This window comes from Coprobacter sp. (assembly GCF_982436375.1).
Genome location: NZ_CEWDCG010000033.1, coordinates 1 through 20084 on the forward strand (window position 1 = coordinate 1; position 20084 = coordinate 20084).

General features: G+C 37.8%; 14 protein-coding genes and 1 tRNA gene. 9 read left to right on the forward strand and 6 right to left on the reverse strand.

What is annotated here, in order from left to right:
• Positions 1–12: 12 nt before the first annotated feature.
• The 3 genes from AC1WHX_RS03405 to AC1WHX_RS03415 all read left to right on the forward strand — a co-directional run bounded on the left by AC1WHX_RS03405 (position 13) and on the right by AC1WHX_RS03415 (position 2150).
• Positions 13–97, forward strand: a tRNA-Ser gene (locus tag AC1WHX_RS03405).
• Positions 98–319: 222 nt separating this feature from the next.
• Complete coding sequence (locus AC1WHX_RS03410) at positions 320–469, forward strand: putative phage abortive infection protein (RefSeq protein WP_009317192.1); 150 nt, start codon at positions 320–322, stop codon at positions 467–469.
• Positions 470–590: 121 nt separating this feature from the next.
• Positions 591–2150 carry a PDDEXK family nuclease gene (locus AC1WHX_RS03415; protein WP_481228853.1) on the forward strand — a complete coding sequence of 520 codons (1560 nt, stop codon included), beginning with the start codon at positions 591–593 and terminating at the stop codon, positions 2148–2150.
• A gap of 152 nt (positions 2151–2302) precedes the next feature.
• Here AC1WHX_RS03415 and AC1WHX_RS03420 read toward each other — a convergent pair whose 3' ends face one another.
• The 6 genes from AC1WHX_RS03420 to AC1WHX_RS03445 all read right to left on the reverse strand — a co-directional run bounded on the left by AC1WHX_RS03420 (position 2303) and on the right by AC1WHX_RS03445 (position 13308).
• Entirely contained in the window at positions 2303–3838 is a 1536-nt protein-coding gene (locus AC1WHX_RS03420) for a calcineurin-like phosphoesterase C-terminal domain-containing protein (RefSeq protein WP_278584882.1), read from the reverse strand.
• Complete coding sequence (locus AC1WHX_RS03425) at positions 3835–6651, reverse strand: M16 family metallopeptidase (RefSeq protein ID WP_302544736.1); 2817 nt, start codon at positions 6649–6651, stop codon at positions 3835–3837. The genes AC1WHX_RS03420 and AC1WHX_RS03425 overlap by 4 nt, the downstream gene beginning before the upstream one ends.
• Positions 6652–6784: 133 nt before the next feature.
• Positions 6785–8281: a hypothetical protein gene (locus AC1WHX_RS03430; protein WP_122337113.1), complete on the reverse strand. Its 1497-nt coding sequence runs from the start codon at positions 8279–8281 to the stop codon at positions 6785–6787.
• A 40-nt stretch (positions 8282–8321) separates the two neighbouring features.
• Positions 8322–8789: a hypothetical protein gene (locus tag AC1WHX_RS03435; RefSeq protein WP_122337112.1), complete on the reverse strand. Its 468-nt coding sequence runs from the start codon at positions 8787–8789 to the stop codon at positions 8322–8324.
• A gap of 25 nt (positions 8790–8814) precedes the next feature.
• Positions 8815–10242 (reverse strand): RagB/SusD family nutrient uptake outer membrane protein, encoded by a 1428-nt coding sequence (locus tag AC1WHX_RS03440; RefSeq protein ID WP_122337111.1) that lies wholly within the window; start codon positions 10240–10242, stop codon positions 8815–8817.
• 9 nt (positions 10243–10251) lie between these two features.
• Positions 10252–13308 carry a SusC/RagA family TonB-linked outer membrane protein gene (locus AC1WHX_RS03445; protein WP_302544737.1) on the reverse strand — a complete coding sequence of 1019 codons (3057 nt, stop codon included), beginning with the start codon at positions 13306–13308 and terminating at the stop codon, positions 10252–10254.
• Between the two features lie 678 nt (positions 13309–13986).
• Here AC1WHX_RS03445 and AC1WHX_RS03450 point away from each other — a divergent pair.
• The 6 genes from AC1WHX_RS03450 to AC1WHX_RS03475 all read left to right on the forward strand — a co-directional run.
• Entirely contained in the window at positions 13987–14550 is a 564-nt protein-coding gene (locus AC1WHX_RS03450) for an L-threonylcarbamoyladenylate synthase (RefSeq protein WP_009317209.1), read from the forward strand.
• Complete coding sequence (locus AC1WHX_RS03455; RefSeq protein WP_303115657.1) at positions 14551–15960, forward strand: sugar transferase; 1410 nt, start codon at positions 14551–14553, stop codon at positions 15958–15960. It abuts the gene before it with no gap.
• A 1-nt stretch (position 15961) separates the two neighbouring features.
• Positions 15962–17737, forward strand: coding sequence for a chloride channel protein (locus AC1WHX_RS03460; RefSeq protein WP_122337108.1), 1776 nt, complete (start codon positions 15962–15964; stop codon positions 17735–17737).
• A 9-nt stretch (positions 17738–17746) separates the two neighbouring features.
• Positions 17747–18712 carry a methionyl-tRNA formyltransferase gene (fmt, locus tag AC1WHX_RS03465; RefSeq protein ID WP_122337107.1) on the forward strand — a complete coding sequence of 322 codons (966 nt, stop codon included), beginning with the start codon at positions 17747–17749 and terminating at the stop codon, positions 18710–18712.
• Positions 18712–19119 carry a YbaN family protein gene (locus tag AC1WHX_RS03470; protein WP_009317217.1) on the forward strand — a complete coding sequence of 136 codons (408 nt, stop codon included), beginning with the start codon at positions 18712–18714 and terminating at the stop codon, positions 19117–19119. Before fmt ends, AC1WHX_RS03470 begins: the two co-directional genes overlap by 1 nt.
• 73 nt (positions 19120–19192) lie before the next feature.
• Positions 19193–20084, forward strand: an 892-nt coding sequence (locus AC1WHX_RS03475; RefSeq protein WP_481228854.1) for a chloride channel protein, incomplete at its 3' end; no start/stop codon positions are given.

Below are 20084 nucleotides of genomic sequence, written 5' to 3' on the forward strand. Positions count from 1 at the left end.
GACAAAGGCATTGGAGAGGTGGCAGAGTGGTCGATCGCGGCGGTCTTGAAAACCGGTGTACTGGAAGGTACCGGGGGTTCGAATCCCTCCCTCTCCGCTGAACAAATCTTAAATAGATAATACTTAATAAATATCCGAAATCAAATACTTAATTGTAGTAAAGAAAAGTCGAAACAGACAAACTATATCTACAAACAAATTTAATTCTTCGAAAAAGCAATTCCTAAATACCGATAAGATCATATTTTACGGAGGACATCAATCTAAATCAGGCTACTATTTCAGATATATTTATAGAACTTATAAAATATATTGACGAATGCCCTTATTTAGACTTTCAACAAAAAAATCTTATGCGAAAATGTATCGAGCACAACTCACAACTTATGAACAGGCTCTATTTTTCTTTAATTCGATGTCAAGTCTGGGAAAACCTTGGAGAGAAAAAAAGAAAACAAAAAATACTTAATTGAGAAATATGAACTAATAAAAAACATACCTCCTCGTTTTTTAGGAGAAATAGACGTCAAAGACTTTTATTCTGAAATGGAATATGAGTTCTAATATTTTTCTATCATAAACCATATAATATGAGTAACAGACAGTATAATAATATTGAAGACACGATAAGAAATTGGTTGGCTCAAAACCTCTCATTCATTACTCCGGAATTATCATTGATACGAACAGAATTTCCTTTGCCCGATCACATCGGTAGCAAAGGCTTCATTGATATTCTAGCCAAAGACGTATTCAACAATTGTGTTATCATCGAAGTTAAAAGGGCTAATAACTCGGCGAGAGATACTATAACAGAAATTCTTAAATACCATGCACTTATAAAACAAAAATATAAAGCTAAAGATGGGGAAATTCGCATTATAATTATTTCTACTCACTGGTCTGAAATAATAAGGGCTTTTTCTGAACTTGTCAATAACACGACCTATGCAATTAAAGGATATAAAATCGAAATCGATCCGGTCTCATTTATCCCTTATTCCATAGAAGAACAACAAGCTTTACCTCCTAACATTTTTGACAGACACTTTCCAAGAACATATTCGCTCAATCTCTTTTATACTAAAGAAAAAAGGGAATTGTTTAGACAAACATTCGAATCATTGTGCGCTCAGGCCCATATTTCCGATTATGTAATAATATATATGGATTCTACTCATAAAATCATATATCCGTATGCATCTGTCTTTACCTGGCAAAAAATGAGCGATACAAAACTAATTAAAAAAATAGGACTTATAACCGGTAATATTTTTGAAAACGAAACCGATTCATATGAAACGAAGGAGGAATATACCCAGCACTTAGAAGAAGAATTGATTATCGCTTTGTGTAAAAAAGCAAATTATGATGCCAGTGAAGCCGGATATCCTGAAAAATTCGACGCCGAACTAAGTGCCGGAAACTGGATGATACCCACTATTTATAAATATGGTATATTTGCAGATGACCCTAGATATAACAATGAAATGCTTATATCCGAGATCAAAGGATTGGACGGCAACAGTTATGAGCGGTATTCTTTTATAGGAGAATCTTCTCAAGAAAAACGAATTACTGAAGCATTGGAGAAAAGTATCAATTGTCTGTCCAATACAGAAGCTTGGTATCAATTAATATCGTTCAGACTAAAGCAGATATTAATCAAAAAAGAAAAGGTCAGGATAGGCTTATATATCTATAATCCACAATCGACTCTTCGCGCTTTAGCTTTTGCCGCAACATTGAATTATGAAGATTACGCACCTTTCTATCAATTGATAATCGTATATACCGATCAACCGACTATTGAAATTTATAATGGAGATATTGCTTGGAACGGGAAAAAAAACAACTATTCCATTCTTAACAGAAAAAGTTCTCCTTTCGACACTCTTATGAAAATGCAATTAGGTTTACTCGATGATGAACTGATCTTAACATTATCCAACTTATATTTTTCCTCAAAAAAGATCGTCATACAAGACGGTAACTCAATTTTCAATAGTTATATAAAATATGACGAGGATACCGATTCTTTAGTCATAGACAAAAGAGATAAAAGATCAATATCCGATTATTATAAACAAAAGCCAAACATAATAGAGGAGTTAATCTCGATTTACCGAACCTACTCAAATTATATATAGAGCTCTTAAAGGCCATCTAAATCTGATCCGGGTAAAATATCCTCATAAATAGCCGGTTCTCCTTTCAAGAGGAGAACCGTACCGACACCGTTAACAACGTTATAGCCCGGAAGAAAACGTAAAGACGAGCTGATAATATTTTAGACGAACTCTTAACGTCTTTTTCTCCAATCGAATGGAGTATCAGGATCTTCGATACGAACTATTCGAACACCGGAAACAGAAAACCCATAAGTATCTTTCGCCTCGATACGTATCGGATATATACCCGGCATAAGGTTCTCCGGCAATCTAAAATGCCATAAATGTGTAGATGCACTTTTCCGTAAAGGACTCCTACGGCTTATTTTTGTAGGATATATTTTATCTTTATACCACTGATTTTGTCTGGTAACCATAGGTGCTGTTACTTCAACTTTTTCCATACGAACAGGTAGAGTATTGCCTATTTGTATGTTAACCTCCGTACTATCCGACCCACCATATATATTAGCAAAAATCTCTCCTCGTGCAAACTCTCGAAAATCTTTCACATGCCGATCTATTGTATCGCAACCTTGCACCCATATATCCATTTGTCTTTCAGAATCCAAACCGACTCCTTTAAAATGTATCTGATAATCATCAGGAGAAAATTCTATCGTAAAATAGTTACGGGGAGCACCGCACTGCATTAAAGCCGACGGAACTCCGAGCCAATCTTTCTCTCCGACCCACCAATGTCCGCAAGTAGCACCGGCAACCAGTTCCTGCATTACAGCATTTCCTATCGGTATAAAATGCCGGCTGACTCTATGAGTATGCCCCGACAAAGCAAATAACTTATTTCTCCCATTTAACAAAGTTTTCAGATCTTCGATATTTTCGGTATGCACCAAAGGTATATGTTGACAAAAGACGACAAAACGATCTTTCGGGACATAAGACAAATCATTTTTTATAAAGGTCATCTGCCGATCGGAAATACGTGCCTTATACCCTCTTTTACTATCCGGAGCTACATTATTTAAAATAATAAAATGGACATTTCCATAATTAAATGCATAAGCTGAAGCCCCGAAATAACAATTAAAAAGAGAGTCTTGTAATGTATGTCCGTTCGTAATTCGATCATGATTTCCGGGAAGTACCCAAGATGGTATTTCCGTACAACGAATCATCTCACGTACATCTTCAAAAAGTTCAAGACGGTTATTTACCAAATCTCCCAACCATACAGCCAACTGAATATCCTTTCTCCCGGCAAGTTCAGGTATAATAGTTTGATTAGCATAATCGAGTTCTTGAGGATTTCCCATTTGTATATCTCCGATAGCGCCCAATGTAAAATGTTCCGGCTGTTTTTCTTTCTTCAGAGCAAAATCCACTTTATCTTTCGATTGCCTTGTTTTAAAAAGGAAATCGGAACTTCTGATTATATCTCCGGACGAAGAAGTGTATCCTGAAGGGATGATAGGGAAAAGGCTTTCTCCGTCCGCTACCGATATAGAAAAGTTTCCATCTTTATCCGTAAGAACCACATCTCTTCCATTCGATACCGGAACAGCCTTTATTCCGTGTTCCGATCGGTCTTGAATACCATTACCATTTTTATCTAAAAAAACTTTTCCCGATATAATATTCTGTGCGGTCAAGGGCACAAAACAGACTAAATATACAAGAAATAGGAAATATTTAATGCTTTTCATTCTTTATCGTCTTTAGGTAATAGAACTGCTTTTACAACCGGAGTTTTCAAAAAACATTTGCGAATATGATCTGCGACATCTTCACTTGTTATATTCTTCACTCGAGCTTCATAATCCGTTATATGTTTCCAATCAGGAATATTATTATACAATGTATTACGTATCTGCGTAGTCCAAAAAGAACTTCTTTGCTTTGTTATTTTCCAATCTTTTATAAGATTCGTCTTAACATCTTCCAATTCACCAGAAAAAGAGTCCGGATCATCACACATATTTCCGATAACGAGAAAAGTGCTATCGACCAATGCCTGCACATTATCTGGCAAACAACTGAAGCTTATCGTTTCACGGCATAAGGCCGAAGGATGCTGAGTAGCTCCGACCGATACCCCAACACTGTAAACCATTCCCATTTTTTCTCTTAAGACTGCCAACAATTTCATACGCAGAATTCCTTTTGTTACATCATTCTTTAAATTCAGATCCATAATATTCCCGTCAATACTATCTTGCTGAAATATCAAAGAAACAACAGCCTTGGGTGAATCTCCGGCTTTGCGGCTAAAAACAACCGGTTCAACAGGTATTTTACCACCTTTATGCACATATTCCGTACAAGACTTTCCTCCGGGCAATCCTCCGAGATAAGTTTCGATAAAAGGTTCTATATCCTGCAACGGCTGATCGGAAGTTATGATAAAAGTATATCCTTCTGCCGCACCGAAACAATGATTATAAGCCGGCAACAACCATTCGGCTTTTACTTCATTCTCGATAATAGTATCCGATATTTCCCGATCGGTATAATCAGGAGTCCGCAAAATGTTTCTCAGCTCCGTATTAAATAAATCTGCATCGGTTTTACGTATCGTTCGGTATTTTTCGATGCTCTTATCCATCACCTGCCGTAATAAATCCATATCGACTTTAGGTTGAGTCCACCTCAAAAAAAGTAATTGGAACATCGTTTCCATTTGATCTATCTTAGAGGTCGCTATAACACCCGAACGGTGTTTCTCCACCAAGAAACGACAAGAAACATCTTTACCTGACAAGAAATAACTAAGGGCATCCCTCGAAAATTCACCCGCTCCACTCAATGGAATTACAGATCCTGAAAAAATACCCGAAACATAACGTGTCGAGTCTAATGCATAAAGGCCGCCTTTACGAAAACCGCTAACCACGATCCGGTCTTTATCTAAAGAATTATTCTTAAAAATCACTTTTACGCCATTAGACAGGATCAACTCCTGAGCATCGATCTCGTCAATACTTCTACGTCCCACGATTTTCCCACCTTCCGGTTTTTCCGGTAATAATTGATCAGGCACTTCAAATTGCAGGACATAAGGAGCAAGGGTTTCTTTTTTCACTTGTTCAAAGATCGAAAGGAGTTTTCGGTCATCCGGAAATTCATCTTTATTCTTTTCGGATGAAGTAATCAGATAGTGCGGCAATGCCGACCGTTCTAATTTTTGTAACTGTTTTACCAACATCGAAGAGTCTATTTGTGCTATGAATTTTCTTGCCATACGATACTCTTCGGCCGGGGTAAACATTTGATGACCGATATAAAAATTTTGATACATTTCCTCGATAAAAGAAGAAGACTGTTCCGGATTTTTAGACTCTGCTCTACGACGCAATGTATTTAAAAGCCGTTTTTTTTCTTTATCTATTTCTTTCTTGGAAAAACCATAACGAACCATACGCTCGGTTTCTCTGGCAAATTCTGTAATACCGGCTTCTATTTTTCCCGGAATCAATTCAACGGAAGCAAATAGTCCTCCTTTAATATTCAGAAAAGAAGAATGGGACAAACTCGCCCCATTAAACGGGACATCATCAAAAGTAAGAGCATTATAACGAGCTTTTGTCAATCTGTTGAGCATGGCCCGCTGTAAATAATTTTTATAATCTTTTTCGGTTTGCACCGGATCAGGCATCGGCAAAAGGCGAATAATATTCAACTCCTCTTTTTTTAACGAAGGGTGAGCAACTCTCTTAACCGATACGCTATCATAATCATCAATAGCATAACTCGGTATCTCTTTTACAGATCCATTTTTTAAAGAACCGAATTTTTCAACAATCAAATTTTTTACATACTCCGAGTCTACATCTCCGGCAACAGCAACAGCCATAAGTCGAGGTGCATACCAATCTCGATAATAATTTTTAATTTCTTCATGTTTAAAATGCCGGATAACTGCTGTATCTCCAATTGTTTTTCGCTTCGAATAACGCGAACCGTTCAATATTTCCATCAAAAATGCCTCACCGATTTCACTTTCAGGTCCGGTTCTGGAAAGCCATTCAGACAAAATTACCCCTCTCTCCTTCTCTATTTCCAAGCTATCAAGCAGCAAATGTCCCGCCCAATCGGCTAAAATCGTAATAGTACTATCGACCATCTGTCGGTCTGAAGAAGGAAGCTGTAATTTATAGACAGTTTCATTCATCGAAGTATGGGCATTCAAATCTTTTCCGAACTTCGCACCATGAGATTCTAAAAAACGAATCATGGAATTTCCTGGAAAATGTGTTGTCCCATTAAAAGCCATGTGTTCAAGAAAATGAGCCAACCCTCTCTGCTTCTCCGTCTCGAATACCGATCCCGACTTTATAAAAAGTCGATATATAGCCTCTCCTTTCGGATAATCATTAGGATAAATATAATATGTCAACCCGTTAGATAATTTTCCCTTGATAAGATTCGGATTTTGCGGTATTTTTTTCGCACTGACCGAAAACAGTGTACCACTGATCAAAAAGAATAACAGAAGTATTTTTTTTATTAAATCAATCATATAAGAATAGCAATATACGAGATGTTTTCCAAAGTTATTTCAATATTAGTTGCAACATTATTCTGAGCAGAAAGAAAAGCAGGAGCATAGATGTAGCTATGCTCCTGTTTCACTTATTAATATTTATCGACAATTAATCAGCATCAGCATAAGTATAAAGTTCTATCACATTGCCTTCTTCCATAAGCACACCGATAAAACCATCGTTATTACTGTTGAAATCGACAAACGCACGTTCTGAAGAAGCTGTATTCAAGGCAAACGCATCGCTCCACTGTTTGGTCTCATTATCAAGATTGATAACAAATGAGTTCTTAAGCCCTTTATAATCACGATAAACCACAAACGGCGTATTCTGGGCATCGACAGCGACTTTGTAAAAATTGTGCGATTCAAAAACATTATTTATTGCACCGCCTACTATGGCCAATTGTCCCGATTCCAGATTATATTTAAACAATCTTGGATTTCCGTCTTCCGTATCCGCATTATCTACAGTGCAAAGGAATACATTACCATTACCATCGATATCTATAGACAAATCTTTGATCCCGTTCGAAGTCGCACCTTCTTTAAGGAATCCCCCTTCAACTACCGGAGCGATCGTACCATTCGTAAATTTGTACAAAGAATAGCCGGCACCATTATTCGACATTGCAATATAAACACTATTTCCATAAGTTGTGGCTACAGGAACAAAAGCAGCATAAGTCGTGCCACTCACTCCCGGACGTCCGGTAAATACTTGTGCCGTTACCCAACTTGACCCGTTGAAATAAGACAATTCGGGAGCACGACGAGCAATAGCGGCTGAAGCATTATTGGATATGGTAACGACAACCGGATTTTTTGTCTGAGGATCAATAGCTAATGCTGTTCCGGAACTAGCATTGGCTTTAATAGAAAATCCAGAATTTCCAACGACACTCCAATTGCCACCCGTATATTTCATAACAGTTGCGGCAGTTCCGTTATCTTTATCTATATATAATACATAAGGAATACCATCCGGATCAAAAGCAATATCTATACCACCTGAAACTGCCGTTGAGAAATTTTCTGCACCCACATTTTCGAAAGCAGAACCATTCCATTTGGCAACACATAACTTATCAGAACCATTATCATCTATCGTATAAGCAATATAAGGCATATTATCTTTCGGATTCACTTTCATTGCAAAATCTCCGGCAAGTTCTGATGTAGGGTTAAAATCGGTTATCTTTTTCCATATTTTAGGAGATTGGAACACAATAGTAATTACATAACTTTTCGAAGTATTCGATTTGGTATCCGTCACAATAATATCAACCGGATAAGTATAATCATTAGCAGTCACTCCGCTTTCTTGCAACACGCCGTTTATCTTCACCTCATTCCCATCTTCTGTCGTAAATCGGGCAACTAAAGCTGAAATATCCGTATTAGCAGGTACAGCTATTCTCATATCCCCTGTGATTTCAGGAACGATATAATCTTCAGCCAAAGCAGAATTATCTTCGGCATAAAACCCGAAAGACTTTAAACCGACAACAGCGGTAACATCCCCGTCATTGTCATCATCAGAGCAGGCAACAAATAATGCACTGCACATACTCAATAAGAGCAAATTTAAAAATAACTTCTTCATACTCAATTTTTTATAGAGGAAAACCCTCTCATTAAACAATTTAAAATGGTATTTGCTTGGTAATCGTATATTCACTATTCAAGTGATCCGGTCCCGGAAATCCGATAGTAAAATTCTTACTGTTACTTTTCAATACAATCTTAACCGTATTATTTTTCCCGGCTTCAATCATGTGATTCAACCACTCTATACGAATAGGCCTTTCATATACACCGCTGGGAAACACGATAGAAGAACCGGAAGATACTTGTCTAAAATCAACACCTTCCTGTAAACCGTCTCCTACGACAAGTTCATAATCAACCGTGACATCTTCTGCAATTTTTTTCGTACTCATATACACATAATAAGTAGCGACAAAAGTACCGTCACAGTCTATAACAGCAGATGATCCTCCCTGTGCATCAGCAATATAAATAAAAGGATGATCGAACGGTTCTTCATCTTTAGAACAAGAAGAAAGTACAATAGCTACAGCCAGGAGAAATAATATTTTTACAAATTTCATATCTATAACTACTAAATTTTATCAATCAATAATTAACTCCCGGATTAAGCTGTATCTCGGGATTGGCCTCAATCTCATCCATAGGTATAGGTAACACAAACCAATCATTAGGATAAGTTTTTATTTTTACGATAGAATTCGTACTTGATTCACGCACCATATTTTGTTTTTTCCGAGTAATATCAAACAATCTATGCCCCTCAAAACAAAGCTCTTTAATACGTTCTTTCTCAACTAATTTCAGTAAATCTTCAACACTGCTATAAACTAAATTAATTTCCGAAGGCTGTTTTCCTAAAGCCCTTGCCTGCAATGCTTTGATGTCATTTGCCGCAGTTGTTTCTCCTCCGGGAAGATAACAATTCGCCTCCGCTCTAATCAAATACATCTCCGACACCCTCGAAACGAACGGATCATAATGCTTGTCATCCTCAACCACATCTTTAGCTACATAAAATTTACGGCATGCTTTAGTTTTAACTTCATCTTTCGTAGCATAAAGCAATTCGAGACGAATATCGTCAGGTTGGTCAAAAAAGGTATATAATGTATCTGCCGGACGAGCGATAGGAGACACAGGATCATAAAATTTCCACAGATCTTTTGAAGCCCGAAAACCGTTTAACCGGAATATAGCCTCACTCCCAGTTTCTATATTAACATACATATTGACATAATTTTCATACGAGGTTAAAGGAACTTTAGCAATAACCGTTGTCGCATAGTCACTTGCTTTTTGCCACTGCTCCATATAAAGATATACTCTGGCAAGCAAAGCTTCACATGCTGTTGCAGAAGCATGATAACAATCCATTGTCGTAGATCCGAAAATTCCTATAGCCTCTTCCAAATCCGGGATAATACGTTTATTATAAACATCATATACCGAAGCCCGCAACACAGGGTCATTCGCACTGGGCAAAATAGAGAGATTGGGGACTCCCCAATGTGAGGCATCAGGCGTATAAGTATAATGTTGGCCATAACAGCAGCAAAGGTTTAGATGAACTAATGCCCGGATATAGAGAGCCTGAGCCCGAATAAGTTCTATCTCTGCCGCATTTCCCGGATATTTCTCTTTCAAATCGGGAGCATATTGCAATATATTATTTACATTCCCTATTATCTCCAATCCATCTCTCCAGATATACCCCACAGCGCCGGTTTCCTGAGCCGGATCGGAAGTATAATTATACTGATCGGCAATACTTACTCCTTCTGAATTAGATAAATACAACATATCTGCTGCAACCTCAGGATATTCAGAAAATTCTCCGTCATAGAAATTATACAACAAACGATAAGAGCCCGCCAATCCGGACCGTAATCCGTCAACATCCGAAAAAAAGGTTTCTATATCGCTTTTACCGAATTTTTCTACTTCCAGGAAACTGCATCCCTGGAAACCGGCAAGTGCAATGCAAAATAAAATTTTATATATTCTTCTCATCATATTCGTTATTTAGAAAGATACACCTAAGCTCACCGAATAGGTCGTTGTCATCGGGAATCCGTTCATTAAAGTTTTATAACTGTTTTTCCCTTTTTTCTGATCCGGAGTAAATATTGCCACATTATCTCCAATAAGAGAAAGAGTACATCCGCTCATATTCATCTTTTTACAAATCGACTTCGGAAGATTATATGTCAAAACGATATTCTTCAATTCAAAATATGTCGCCTTATACAGATACCGAGTCGAGTACATACTCGATTTACTCGGATTATTATTGACAAATTTCGGATTCACCGCCAAGTCTCCGGGATTTTGCCAACGATCGAGCGCCTCGATCGGCTGATTGTAAGATAGAACACTACGTCCGTCATCTAATGATCCCGACATAAATGAACTCAACAAATATCCACCGATAGAATAGGTCATATTTACACGCAACGAAAGATCTTTCCATCTGAATGTATTATGGAATCCTCCATAAACAGTCGGAGAAGAAGTTTTATACGGGACTCTATTATCATAACTAAATGATCGGGTTATATTACCGTTCTTATCATACCACAGAGGGCTTCCGTCACGAGGATCTACCCCTGCCCAGCGGACCAAATAATAAACATTTTTATCTTCTCCTTTTCTCCAAACATTAGTTATACGACCGACTTCCGTGTCATTATACAGCTCTAATATCTTATTTTTATTATGAGCAATATTAAAATCGGTAGTCCATTCAAAATCTTTCATCCGTATATTGACCGTATTCATATTAAACTCTACCCCTTGATTTCGCATCGATCCGGCATTACGATAAATACGCGTGCTACCCACAGCACGGGATACCCCCAACTTACTCAGCATATTCTCCGTCACATTCCGATAATATTCCAATTCCATATCAAACCGTTCTAAAAAACGTGCACGAATACTGACATTAGTTTTGTAAGTAGTTTCCCACGTCAATCCCGGATTAGGCGGTTCTGACATGACAGCCCCTAATCGGTTATCATAAAAATAAGAGTCGCTATAATTATAAGCGCCTTTTGCAGAAACGCTCGAACGCGAATTATTCATATTTCCATACGAACCTTTCAATTTCAATACATCCATAAAATCCCATGAATAAAAAGGTTCGTTATGAATATTCCAAGAAGCTCCGATCGATGCCGAATTAGCCCAACGCGCAAACTTTCCAAAATCAGAACTTCCGTCTCTTCGACCCGAAACTGTCAGATAATAACGAGAAGCCCAATTATATCCTGCCGAAAAAAAGTAGGAAAGATTCCGGGTAATATCAGAACTACTAGAACCTAATCGGCTATCCTGCTCGGCATAACCGACTTCTTGAATAAAATCATTCATAAATCCGCTGCCCGAAGCGCTGTGAGAATCTCGAGAAACATTTTTCAACTCAATACCGACAACAGAATTTACTCCATGTTTCCCAAAACGGCGATCGAGATTTACCCGGTACACATTGACCCATGTAAGCACATTCGATTCTTCTCTACGAGCATAACCGATTCCCTCTCCATTAGAGTCCATTCCCGCCCAATTTGTCCGAGCATCATAAGAAGCTCCATGATTATTCAAATAATTTACACCGAATTGTACTGTGGCGTTAAGTCCTTGAATAATATCATATTTTAAAGAAAAGTTGCCTTCAGCTTGTACCGCACGTTGCTTATCCGAATTCTCATCCCTATAAGCCAACGAATTAAAAAGTTTCTTCTTTTTCCAATTCGGGACTACATTTCCAAAGCTATCTGTTGTCGTTCCGTCGATTATATTATCATACAGCCTATAAGTTGTTCCGTCCATATCATAAGGAGAAAAAATAGGCAACAATTGATAATAGCTTTTCGATACGGCAAACAAATTATTCGGGTTATAGGAAACTCCTAATGTAACAGAAGAAGAAAACTTAGGGTGTATCTGTACATTCGTAACCGATCTTAACGTAATACGCTGCTGACGATTGCCTTTTTCAATTTGATCCTCTTGATAATAAGATGCAGACAAACGGTTAGACATTCGTTCACTTCCTCCGCTTGCAGAGACGTTAACCTGTAAAGTCTGTCCATTCCCGAAAAGAAGATCATGCCAATTGGTATTTGTCGTCGAATACGAATCATGAGGATTATCTGTATATGGGAAATAATCCAGATTTTTCTCACCACCGTTCAGCCAAGCTTCCCGAGCCAACTCAAGGTATTGTGAGCCGTTTGTAGTTTTAAAACGTGTCGATTCATTTAAAAACGAAACTCCATACTGCACCGTAGCATTCAGCACGGTCTTTCCCGAATGCCCCTTCTTAGTAGTGATCAAAATAACTCCATTCGAAGCATTAACACCGTAAATAGCAGTAGCAGAAGCATCTTTTAAAACCGTAATAGATTCGATATCGTCCGGATTCAAAAAAGAGAGCGGACTTATACTCGTGTTCATTCCTTCTATAATATTCGTTGCCGTACCCGTATATACAGGCACGCCATCGACAATCCACATCGGTTCGCTCGACGCATTCAAAGAACCGTCACCTCGAATACGGACATTATTACGAGTTCTGACAGATGGAGAATCAGTATTAGGCTCTATACGCATACCCGGAATCAAACCGTCCAACATATCATCAACACGTCCGGCCGGAAGATACTTTAACTCTTTTGATCCTACCTGAAATGCACTCCCTACCATATCGGATCTTTTCTGAATAGTACCGTATGCCCCTTGAACCACGACTTCTCCGATCTGATGATCATTATTCTTCAAAACAACTTTTAAATCGGTCTGCTTGGTAACAATAATAGTTTCAGATTCCATTCCGATGAAAGAAAAAACCAAAGTAGCCTTATCTGCAGGAACAGAGATAGTAAACTTTCCATCCATATCCGTAACAGTTCCCTTCTTGGTTTCTTTCACAAGAATCGAAGCCCCGACAACCGGACTACGTTCAGTATCAATAACAACACCTGTCACCTTTCTGACTCCAGCCTCTTGAGCTTCTACACTTTGATTTACCGACAATAACAAAATTATAATCAGTAAATGATATAAAAACCTTCGCATATTTTTCAGATTAAATAAAGTCTATCAAAAAAGCCTTTCTATTCATTTTTTAAATAATTTTACAAATGTGTGAAACGAATTTGAGAAGTACAAAAGATTTGAAGAAAATTAATAATATGTTCCTTTTTTTTAAATTTACACACAACAAATAAGTTATTTATTATTATATAAACCTAAAACACAAAAATAAATTCATCCTTTTTATCGGATTACAAAATGCACAAAAAAAGAAAAACTATTAACAAAAAGCAGATTGCAATAATATTTTTAAAATAAATACGCTGTACTAATAAATTATTTGATAGAAACAACAATACCCGATATCACTATTAAGAGTATAAGAAATCATTCAAAACAAAAAAATCTTCGCATTTTTTAATAACGGCATGAGAGGCTACTTAAATTTTGTGAGAATATTTCTCAATTTTCCATTTCTTTTGAGCCTGTCCAAATTTTCCAATAATAAAAATATCATCAAGTTATCTTTGCATTCTCTCCCTGGTTATAACTCGTTACAATTCTTTTCTCAAGAAGGAAACTGACTATTAACGAAGGCTTCTCTCAAACTTTGCCCGAGTAAAACTCAGATAGGCCTTAAAAGAAATAGAGACATTTATTTTGTAATCGGAAAGTGATTTTTTAACTTTGCGAGTTGTCAGTTATATAACAACTTTTCACATGGATAACGATATAAAAGAGGCATGCAAAATCATGCAAGAGGGCGGACTCATATTATATCCGACCGACACGATATGGGGGATCGGATGTGATGCCACCAATGAACTTGCAGTAAAACGAGTATATGAAATAAAAAAACGAATCGACAGCAAAGCTTTAATCGTTTTAGTAGATAGTCCTGCAAAAATAGATTTTTATACCGATCATGTTCCGGATATAGCATGGGACTTAGTAGAAGTAGCAGATAAGCCTCTCACCATAGTTTATCCCAATGCCCGTAATCTTGCCCATAATTTGTTAGCAGAAGACGGAAGTGTGGGTATCCGCATAACAAAAGAACCTTTCTCACACAAACTTTGCGAAAGATTCAGAAAAGCAATCGTCTCGACATCCGCCAATATCAGTGGAGCACCCTCTCCCCGTAATTTTTCAGAAATTTCTCAAGAAATAAAAGATGCAGTAGATTATATTGTCGAATACCGTCAAAATGAAATGACCCACCCGTCACCATCAAGTGTTATAAAATTGGAAGAAGGAGGGATAGTTAAGATATTACGGCCATAAATGAAACAAAAACTACAAATAGCAAAATATTTCGTAGGCGACATCATTTCGGTCAGCCTTGCTTGGTTTTTATTCAATTTGTTCCGTTACCATTTGCTAAATATACAATATTCATTCGGATCTTTATCGGGCTATTTAAATTCGTCTAAAATAATAGAGGGACAGATAATCTTTCCCTGTATATTTCTCTTTATTTTTTATTTATCCGGATACTATAATCATCCTTTTCTCAAATCCCGGTTAGGCGAATTTTTCACGACATTTCTTTCTACGCTGCTCTGTACTTTTATCGTTTTCTTTGTAGCTCTGCTTAACGACCAATCTCACGTCTATACCAGTTATAAATTAATTTTAGGACTATTCGGCATACTGTTTACTTGTGTATATACTTGTCGGGCCATTATCACACAACGAGCGACATTCCGAATACATAATCGGATATGGGGTTTCAATACATTGATTATCGGGGCAGGTAAGAAAGCTCAAAATTTGGTCTATGAACTGAATCACATGCAAAAATCTATGGGATACAAAATTATCGGGTATGTAAGAACCGATGACCAACAAGAATGTATTTCCTCTGATTTACCGATATTTACATTCTCTGAACTTCCTGAAAAGATCAAAGAATTTTCTATAGAAGAACTTATCATCGCTCAAGAACATCATAATCGCAAAAATATGCATAAACTGATCAACAGTTTATACCCTCTCGAGCTACCGATACAGATAGAGGCCAGCGAATACGAAATGTTGACATCCCGTATAAAATTATCAAATATATACGGAACACCATTTATCGATATAAGTATATGTTCTCTTTCTGACTGCCAGAAAAACATTAAAAGATTATTAGACGTAATTTTATCGGCACTCGCTCTAATCATACTCTCCCCTCTATTTTTATTTCTGGCGATAAAAATAAAAACCGGATCGAAAGGGCCTGTTATCTTCAAACAACAGCGCATCGGCTACAGAAGAAAAGAATTTACTCTTTACAAATTTCGGACGATGGTAAACAATGCCGAAAAAAACGGTCCGGCACTATCGAATGAGAATGACTCCCGCATAACCCCTTTCGGTCACGTCATGCGCAAATACAGACTGGATGAATTACCCCAATTCTGGAACGTCATAAAAGGAGACATGTCTATTGTAGGTCCACGCCCCGAAAGAAAATATTTTATAGACCAACTGATACGCCGTGCCCCCTATTACAGTCTATTGCATCAAGTTCGTCCGGGAATAACATCATGGGGAATGGTTAAATTCGGCTATGCGCGTAATATAGATGAAATGATAAAACGACTCAAATATGAGATTCTTTACCTTGAAAACATGTCTTTATTAGTTGATTTGAAAATTATTATTTACACAGTAAAAACAGTATTTACAGGGAAAGGTATTTAATATGGGAAAAGATTGGTTCTTAAAGCTTCTTGTCTGGCGGGAAAAAAATATAAAGGAAAAAAACTTTATCTTAATTCTCAGCTTCATTATCGGTATTTTAGCTGCAGGAGCTGCTCTTATACTAAAATATCTGATACATTTTATACAAAATTTGCTCACCGAACATTTTTCTATCAGTGATGCCAACTACTTATACCTGGTATATCCGATTATAGGTATTCTGCTTTCAGGCCTATACGTACGATATATTGTTAAAGATGATATCAGTCATGGTATAACTCGCATATTATATGCTATCTCACAACGTAAAAGTCGATTAAAACCGCATAATATGTACACCTCGGTAGTAGCAAGTTCTATTACGATAGGATTTGGAGGATCTGTTGGAGCTGAAGCGCCTATCGTATATACGGGGGCAGCTATAGGGTCGAACATTGGTAGTGCCTTCAGACTGGATACCCGTGTGCTTATGCTTCTTGTCGGATGCGGAGCATCTGCCAGTATAGCCGGAATTTTCAAAGCACCTATTGCAGGTCTGCTATTTACTTTGGAAATACTTATGATGGACTTGACCACAACATCGGTTATGCCATTACTTATCTCCTCTGCAACAGCGGCTACCGTTGCTTATATTTTTACCGGACCAACGGCTCAGTTTAGTTTCGTCCAGACCGAGCCTTTCATTGCTGAGAGAATTCCGTATGTTATTATTTTGGGAATTTTCTGCGGTTTCGTTTCTCTCTACTTTACCAGAGTCATGAACTGGCTCGAAGGGAAATTCCGTAAACTCGGAAATCCTTGGAAAAAGTTCGGATTAGGTTCTATAATCTTAAGTTTATCTATTTTCTTACTACCTCCCCTTTACGGTGAAGGTTATGAATCTATCACTCGATTGCTCAGCGGACATCCTGATGTTATCACAGACGGTAGTATTTTTTATCCGTGGAGAGATAATTTTTGGGTCGTTTTTATGACTTTAGCTTTAATCGTGCTGCTTAAAGTATTCGCAACGAGTGCGACAAACGGAGGAGGTGGCGTCGGAGGGACATTTGCCCCAAGTCTTTATCTCGGTTGTATGGGAGGCTTTCTGTTTGCCTATACGATCAATCACTTCGAAATGGTGATTCCTCTATCCGAAAAAAACTTCGCTCTTATGGGAATGGCCGGAGTCATGTCGGCAGTAATGCATGCTCCGTTAATGGCTCTTTTCCTCACGGCCGAACTGACCGGAGGATATGATCTTTTCCTTCCGCTAATGATCACCTCTACCGTAGCATTCGGCACAATCAGAATTTTCGAACCACACAGTATATACACTATGCGTCTGGCCAAAAAAGGAGAGCTTCTTACTCATCATAAAGATAAAGCCGTATTGACATTATTAAAAATGGACAGCGTTATAGAAAAAGATTTTCTCATAGTGCACCCCGAAATGAGTTTAGGGGATATGGTAAAAGTTATATCTCAATCGCATCGAAACATATTCCCGGTTACGAATCATCGCAATCAATTACTCGGTATCGTACTATTAGATGATATAAGAAACATCATGTTCCGTCCGGAACTATACAATCGCATGTTTGTCCGAAAATTCATGATCGCGCCTCCGGGAAAAATCGAAGTGGGTATGACAATGGAAAAAGTGATGAAAATATTCGATGAAACAAACGCTTGGAATCTTCCGGTCGTAGAGAACGATCAATACGTCGGATTTGTTTCAAAATCGAAGATATTCAATTCATACCGGCGTGTATTAGTACATTATTCTCAAGATTAACAGATATACATGGAAAAGAAAAATATAAGAATCGTTTTTATGGGGACTCCCGAATTTGCCGTAGAGAGTTTAAAACATCTCGTGGAGGGAGGATATAATGTCGTAGGAGTAATTACGATGCCCGACAAACCGGCAGGGCGAGGACACAAAATACAATTTTCTTCGGTAAAGGAATATGCTATTTCTCAAGGTCTTCCTCTTTTACAACCTGAGAAATTAAAAGACGAAACCTTCCTGACCGAATTAAAAGCGTGGAATGCCGATCTTCAAATTGTCGTAGCATTCCGTATGCTCCCTGAAGTTGTATGGGACATGCCCCGATTAGGGACATTCAATCTGCATGCTTCCCTCCTGCCCCAATATCGTGGGGCAGCGCCTATCAACTGGGCGATAATCAACGGTGACAAAGAGACCGGAGCTACTACTTTTTTTCTTACTCATGGGATAGATACCGGTAAAATAATCATGCAAAAGCGTATCCCTATTGCAGATAATGATAATGCAGGAACGGTACATGATCGATTGATGGTTATGGGTGCTTCGATGGTAACAGAAACGGTAGATGCAATTCTAGACGGCAGAGTTTCACCCGTCGATCAGGAATCTGTCAATGTAAACGAACCGTTAAGACCTGCTCCAAAAATCTTTAAAGAAACCTGCCGGATCGACTGGAATAAAAGTGCAAAAGATATATTTAACTTTATAAGGGGATTATCTCCTTATCCGGCAGCATGGTGCGAATGGGAAGCTCCCGACCAGACAGTCTATACTGTAAAAATATTTGAAACCGAAGTTATAAATACGACAAACGGAAAACCCGGGACTTTATATACAGACGGCAAAAAATATATTGAAATATCTTGCGGAAACGGAGGCTTACGATTAAAAGTGCTACAACTTCCCGGGAAAAAAAGACTATCGGCAGAAGAGCTATTACGAGGATTCTCACTCACCGAAGATTTTATTTGCCGATAATGCTAAAAATCGACTCGTACAAAAAAATATTATATATCGTATCTGGGACTTTATGTCTTATTTTAGGGAGTATCGGTCTATTCGTGCCGATACTCCCGACAACTCCGTTTTGGCTACTGACCGCATGGCTCTATACTCGCAGTTCTCCATATCTTTATCGTAAAGTCATGAACATTCCTCTTTTCGGAAACTGCATTCGTAATTTTCATGAATATAAAGCAATCCCTTTACGAGGAAAGATCATAACCATAACAACTTTATGGATTACGATAGGAATATCTATATGGATCATAGCTAAAGTATGGATAGCCATACTTTTGATAGCAATAGCCATCGGTATAACCATACATATTTTATCATACAAGACCTTACCTCCGGATATACATAAGAAAAAAGATATACACTAAAACTCAGTCTTCTACGAACAGAGTATAAAACAAAAACGTTATACTATGAAAATATGTATTCTTCTTGTTTATAATGAAATTTTCTCATGTAAAATTATATCTGCTCTGTATTGTAGTCGGAGGAATGACCGGACTTATTACTGTTCCTTTCCGTTATTTACTCGTGAAGTCTTCTGATTTACGGGACATTCTTTTTTCATCGTCTTACTCTTGGTGGTTTCATCCGGTAATCATAACAATCATGTGGATTACCGGAATAGCAATATGGTATCTTGTAAAAAAATATCCTATTATCTCAGGGAGCGGAATACCTCAAATCGAAGGTGCGATATTCGGAAGATTTCAATTTATCCACCCGCTAAAAGCATTAATAGCTAAATTTATAGGAGGTGTTGCCGGAATAGGTATGGGATTTTCTTTAGGAAGAGAAGGTCCATCTGTCCAGATGGGAGGGTTCATTGCAAAATTAATCGGAAAGTGGGGAAAGGCTAACATCTCCGAACAACGTTATTTATATACAGGCGGGGCAAGTGCAGGCCTCTCTTCTGCTTTTACCGCGCCATTGGCTTCTACGATATTTATCATCGAAGAAGTGGAAAAGTTCGATTCCGTAAAAATCGCCATATCATCACTTTTAGCTGCAATCATATCCGGCTGGATAGCATCTCAGATATTCACGATCAACTCATATACTTTGATCAATACGGCCTACCCTGATGAAATGAATATCGGCGAAATAGCTATTACATTTATCCTTTTCTCAACGCTATTGACTATTATAGGAAAAACCTTCAACTATTTATTACTCCGATTTCAAAAGCAATATAGAGGCAGCCGGATACCTGTCTCCATACGTATTCTCGGAATAATCATTGTTACTTATATTTTAGGATATTTCTTTTCAGGATTAGTTGCAGGAGGAGAGAAATTCTTACTAAAAGAGGCAAATGCTATTCATACCGAAA

Excerpts from the sequence above, each read along its gene's own strand:
- AC1WHX_RS03450 (WP_009317209.1), top strand. The coding sequence starts at position 13,987 with ATGGATAACGATATAAAAGAGGCATGCAAAATCATGCAAGAGGGCGGA.
- AC1WHX_RS03470 (WP_009317217.1), top strand. The coding sequence starts at position 18,712 with ATGCTAAAAATCGACTCGTACAAAAAAATATTATATATCGTATCTGGG.
- AC1WHX_RS03435 (WP_122337112.1), bottom strand. The coding sequence starts at position 8,789 with ATGAAATTTGTAAAAATATTATTTCTCCTGGCTGTAGCTATTGTACTT.
- fmt (WP_122337107.1), top strand. The coding sequence starts at position 17,747 with ATGGAAAAGAAAAATATAAGAATCGTTTTTATGGGGACTCCCGAATTT.
- AC1WHX_RS03425 (WP_302544736.1), bottom strand. The coding sequence starts at position 6,651 with ATGATTGATTTAATAAAAAAAATACTTCTGTTATTCTTTTTGATCAGT.
- AC1WHX_RS03455 (WP_303115657.1), top strand. The coding sequence starts at position 14,551 with ATGAAACAAAAACTACAAATAGCAAAATATTTCGTAGGCGACATCATT.
- AC1WHX_RS03445 (WP_302544737.1), bottom strand. The coding sequence starts at position 13,308 with ATGCGAAGGTTTTTATATCATTTACTGATTATAATTTTGTTATTGTCG.
- AC1WHX_RS03460 (WP_122337108.1), top strand. The coding sequence starts at position 15,962 with ATGGGAAAAGATTGGTTCTTAAAGCTTCTTGTCTGGCGGGAAAAAAAT.
- AC1WHX_RS03440 (WP_122337111.1), bottom strand. The coding sequence starts at position 10,242 with ATGATGAGAAGAATATATAAAATTTTATTTTGCATTGCACTTGCCGGT.
- AC1WHX_RS03430 (WP_122337113.1), bottom strand. The coding sequence starts at position 8,281 with ATGAAGAAGTTATTTTTAAATTTGCTCTTATTGAGTATGTGCAGTGCA.
- AC1WHX_RS03410 (WP_009317192.1), top strand. The coding sequence starts at position 320 with ATGCCCTTATTTAGACTTTCAACAAAAAAATCTTATGCGAAAATGTAT.
- AC1WHX_RS03420 (WP_278584882.1), bottom strand. The coding sequence starts at position 3,838 with ATGAAAAGCATTAAATATTTCCTATTTCTTGTATATTTAGTCTGTTTT.
- AC1WHX_RS03415 (WP_481228853.1), top strand. The coding sequence starts at position 591 with ATGAGTAACAGACAGTATAATAATATTGAAGACACGATAAGAAATTGG.